Source organism: Hyphomicrobium sp. (assembly GCF_035572195.1).
In the GTDB taxonomy this organism is placed as follows: Bacteria; Pseudomonadota; Alphaproteobacteria; order Rhizobiales; family Hyphomicrobiaceae; genus Hyphomicrobium_B.
Map to the genome: position 1 here is coordinate 1 of NZ_DATNBA010000004.1, position 3,753 is coordinate 3,753.

General features: G+C 62.0%; 4 protein-coding genes. 3 read left to right on the forward strand and 1 reads right to left on the reverse strand.

Going from position 1 to position 3,753, the window contains the following annotated elements; genetic code table 11:
• Window positions 1-750, forward strand: a 750-nt coding sequence (locus VN623_RS00530; protein WP_325567020.1) for a family 16 glycoside hydrolase, incomplete at its 5' end; no start/stop codon positions are given.
• Between the two features lie 11 nt (window positions 751-761).
• On the opposite strand, the gene VN623_RS00535 is transcribed toward VN623_RS00530, so the two are convergent.
• Window positions 762-1,607 (reverse strand): glutathione S-transferase family protein, encoded by an 846-nt coding sequence (locus VN623_RS00535; RefSeq protein ID WP_325567022.1) that lies wholly within the window; start codon window positions 1,605-1,607, stop codon window positions 762-764.
• A gap of 231 nt (window positions 1,608-1,838) precedes the next feature.
• On the opposite strand from VN623_RS00535, the gene VN623_RS00540 reads away from it, so the two are divergent.
• Both VN623_RS00540 and VN623_RS00545 read left to right on the forward strand, forming a co-directional pair.
• Window positions 1,839-2,768, forward strand: coding sequence for a transcriptional regulator GcvA (locus VN623_RS00540; protein ID WP_325567024.1), 930 nt, complete (start codon window positions 1,839-1,841; stop codon window positions 2,766-2,768).
• A 388-nt stretch (window positions 2,769-3,156) separates the two neighbouring features.
• Window positions 3,157-3,753, forward strand: a 597-nt coding sequence (locus tag VN623_RS00545; protein ID WP_414653134.1) for an SMP-30/gluconolactonase/LRE family protein, incomplete at its 3' end; no start/stop codon positions are given.

The following is a 3,753-nucleotide window of genomic DNA, read 5'->3' on the forward strand; positions in this document are numbered from 1 at the left end:
ACGGATCTTGACGGCAAGTTCCACAATATCGAGAACGCCTACGTCGCGGGGCCCGCATTATTTCCCACGCTCGGATCGGCCAATCCGTCGCTCGCCGGGCTTTCGCTCGCCCGCAAGACGGCCCACGCGATCATTGCGTCGACGCAAACGCCGGTCGCGGCCGGATTTTCGCCGCTTTCGCTGGCACTGTCCGACTGGCGGATGGTCAAGATGCCCAACAGCCCCGCGTCCATGATTCATCACGGTTCGGTACTTGAAACCTTGGGATGGTACGGCCTCTACTGGTACGTGAAGGAGACCTTCGGCGATTTCGTTCTCACGCTGCAATGGCGCATCAGCCGCAGGGAGGAGAACTCGGGCATCTATATCCGGATTCCGGCGCCGGACGTCGCCAATGCCCTTCAGGCGGCGGACGCACAGGGCCACGAAATCCAGATCGATCAACGCGGCTACGATTCGGTGACGGGCACGGAAGGCCATCCGCTGAAAGTCACCGGCGCGATCTATGATCTGCAGGCGCCGTCTGCGCCGACGCAGGTACAGATCGGCATGTGGAACAACCTTTCGATCGAAGCCGTCGGTCCCCGCATCAAGGTCACCTTGAATGGGAATCTCGTCAACGACTACCAGAGCTCGCGCCAGCAGACGGGATACGTCGCGTTGCAGGTCCACGACTCACTGTCGCGCACGCAGTTTCGAAATCTCATGATCCGCAAACTCGACGCAGCCGGTTCCGTGCCGTCGGCCTGAGCCGCGGCGCATCAATATTTCGGCCGGTGCGAGTTGGCCCATTCGCGGGCGTGCAGGATGGGCGCGCGGGGCGGCAGGATCGAGCGCTGCTTCCTGGTGGTTGGCAAGTTTTCCATCCGCTCGCGCCACCGACTGAAGGCCGGGAATTTGGGATACAGGGCCTGGCCTTCCTGAGTCAGGCTGAAGGCGAAGGTGCTCGGCAACAGGTAAAAGTCGGCAAGCGAGAGTTCGGCGCCAAGCAGGTAGTTCTGACCGTGCGACAGCTCGCGCTCCAGGACGCCGAGCCCAAGCTCGACCTTGGGCAACGCGTGCGCCACCACTTTTTCATCGGTTGCGATGCCGAGTTCGGGAAAGACGATCCGCTCGTGCGTCACGTGATAGATCATGTAGGGGTAGTAGTAGGAATTGACGGCGCTGATCCACTGGTTCATGCGGCCGCGAGCCCGGATATCCTGCGGCGTCAGCCGCGGCCCGGCAAATGCCTCGTCGACATAGGAGGCGATGGCGCTGGTCTCGTAGATCGTGAAATCGTCGTGCCTCAGGACCGGAACGCGGTCAAACGGGTGCAGCGCCAGATGCTCCGGCTTGCCCATGACCGTTTCCAGGTCGTGGAAGGCGTAGGGCACGTCCTTGTGCGTCAGGACAAGTCTTACGATGTTGACGAAGGTGCTTCGCGGGAAGCCGTAGACAATTGGATCGGACATTGGGCTCTCTTTTTTCAAATGGGTTGAAGGCAGGCGCCGGTTATCTCCAAAAAGGCTTGTCGGCTTCTTCCAGTGCCTGTCGTCGGGTAATGCCGAGATCCCGCAGCCGATGGGGGTCGTCGACCAGATCGAGGAGCGCCGCGCGCTGCTCATGTCGTGCCCATCGAAGGCACCAGCGGTGCCACGCCTCGGCAAGGGCAATGCCCCAGTTTCCCTGATGAAGCGGAGAAGCCTGACGCGCAGGCCATTGGATCGAGATCGGCATCGACAAGCTCCAAAACTCGTGAAATGCTTGCTTGCAGCCTTTCAATAATTCGACCGGCGAGCTGCCGGCAAACCATGCTTTCTCCTGCCTGCCCCAGTTTTACTAATGAAGTCCCTGCGATGCGCCCGCGACTGCCGCCGCTGAACAATCTGAAAGCCTTCGAAGCCGCCGCCCGGCACGAGAGCTTTACGCGCGCCGCCGAGGAACTCTGTGTCACCCAGGGAGCGGTGAGTCAGCAGGTCAAGGCGCTCGAAGAGGGGCTTGGACTCAAGCTGTTCAATCGCGAACGCCAGCGCCTCGTGATCACGGAGGCGGGCCGCGATTATCTTGCGGTCGTGCGCGATGCACTGGACCGCATCGCGGTTGGCACCGAGCGGCTGCTTCAGCGCCAGAATGCCGGTGTGCTGACGGTCAGCACGTCGCCCGATTTCGCCGCCAAGTGGCTCGTGCACCGACTCGGCCATTTTGCCGAGGCGCATTCCGGCATCGACCTTCGCATTTCGGCGACGCTGCATCATGTCGATTTCGCGCGCGAGGAAGTCGACCTTGCCGTTCGGCACGGCGACGGCAATTGGCCCGGTCTCGATACGGTCCAGTTGAGCGCCGAGCAGCTTTTCGCGGTTTGCAGCCCGAAGCTGCTCTCGGGTCGCCGTCGGCTCGGCAAGCCGGCGGATATCCTGAAGTTTCCGCTGATTCATCTCGACACCCGGGCGGATTGGACGCACTGGCTCCGGGCGGCCGGAGTTCCTGAGGATGCGGTCACGCATGGTCCGGTTCTCAACCGGGCGAGCATGGTGATCGATGCCGCGATCAACGGGCAGGGCGTTGCGCTCGCGCGGACGACGCTTGCAGCGTGGGATTTGATCAACGGGCGGCTCGTCCGGCCTTTTCCGGATTCACTTCCGTTATCGAAGACCTACTGGATCATCTGTCCCAAGGCGACGTCGAACGTCCCGAAGATCGTCACGTTCCGGAACTGGCTGCTGTCAGAGGCCACCGAAGATGCGCGCCGGCTCAAGCAGGCGCTGCGCCGAGAGCCTTCAAACTGATTTGCCCGACGTCGCACTTTCGCGAGGGGCTTCTCGCGTGAGAGCTTCGTTCAGGCGCCAAAATCGCCTGCGCCTTCGTTGTCGAAACCCCGTTCGGCGGCGTCAAGGAGAGCGGCTATGGCCGGGCGAGTTCGAGCACCCGATGGCCGCGCCTCGCTATATTCAATCCGATATATCCGCCGGCACAATGAGCGGAAAAATCGCGGATTTTCTCGAGTTCTGCCTTAAAGTTTCCCAACGAAGGTTCGAGGATCAGGCATCGGATTAACTCCGGGCTGCCTTCGACGGATCGCAGCCTTCCGCACGCTATTGCGCTGCGGCGGACCGATGGCTGGTGATGATCGGCCCCAGAGGCAATGCCTCGTTTCAACCGATCAAGGATTACAACATGAAAAAAGAAGTACAGGGAGGTATGCTCCGCCGCCGCTTGACCGCGCGTGGTGCGGCTGTGTTGGTGTTGATGCTGGCCGGCCCGGTTCATTCCGAAACGCCGGTGAGCGTGCCGGACAAGAGTTTTCCGGAGAGCGTGACGTCGACCAGGGACGGAACGCTTTATGTCGGGAGCTTCAACAACGGCGGCATTACGAAGATCGCACCGGGCGGCAAGGCTGAGCAACTCGTCAAGCCCGGCGCCAACGACAGCCGCTCCACACTCGGTGTGCTCGCCGACGAGAAGAGCGGAACGCTGTATGTCTGCTCCAATGACATCAGCGGCTTCGGTGTTCCCGGTCCGAGCGACGTCAAGGGCGCGTGGCTGAAAACCTTCGATCTCGCCAGCGGCGCGCCGAAGGGCAGTTTTGCGCTCGCCGATCCGAAATCGCTCTGCAACGACATCGTCGTCGGCAGCGACGGCACGGCCTATGTCACCGATTCCTTCGCGCCGAACATCTACAGCCTGAAGCCGGGCGGCAAGGCGCTGGAGATCTGGGCGACCAATCCCGCCCTCGGACCGGCCAAGGACGGCGTCGGCCTCGACGGCATCGCG

What these genes read in the sequence shown, in the direction of transcription:
- VN623_RS00535 (WP_325567022.1), bottom strand. Translation starts at nt 1,607, where the DNA reads ATGAGCAGCGCGCGGCGCTCCTCGATCTGGTCGACGACCCCCATCGGC.
- VN623_RS00540 (WP_325567024.1), top strand. Translation starts at nt 1,839, where the DNA reads ATGCGCCCGCGACTGCCGCCGCTGAACAATCTGAAAGCCTTCGAAGCC.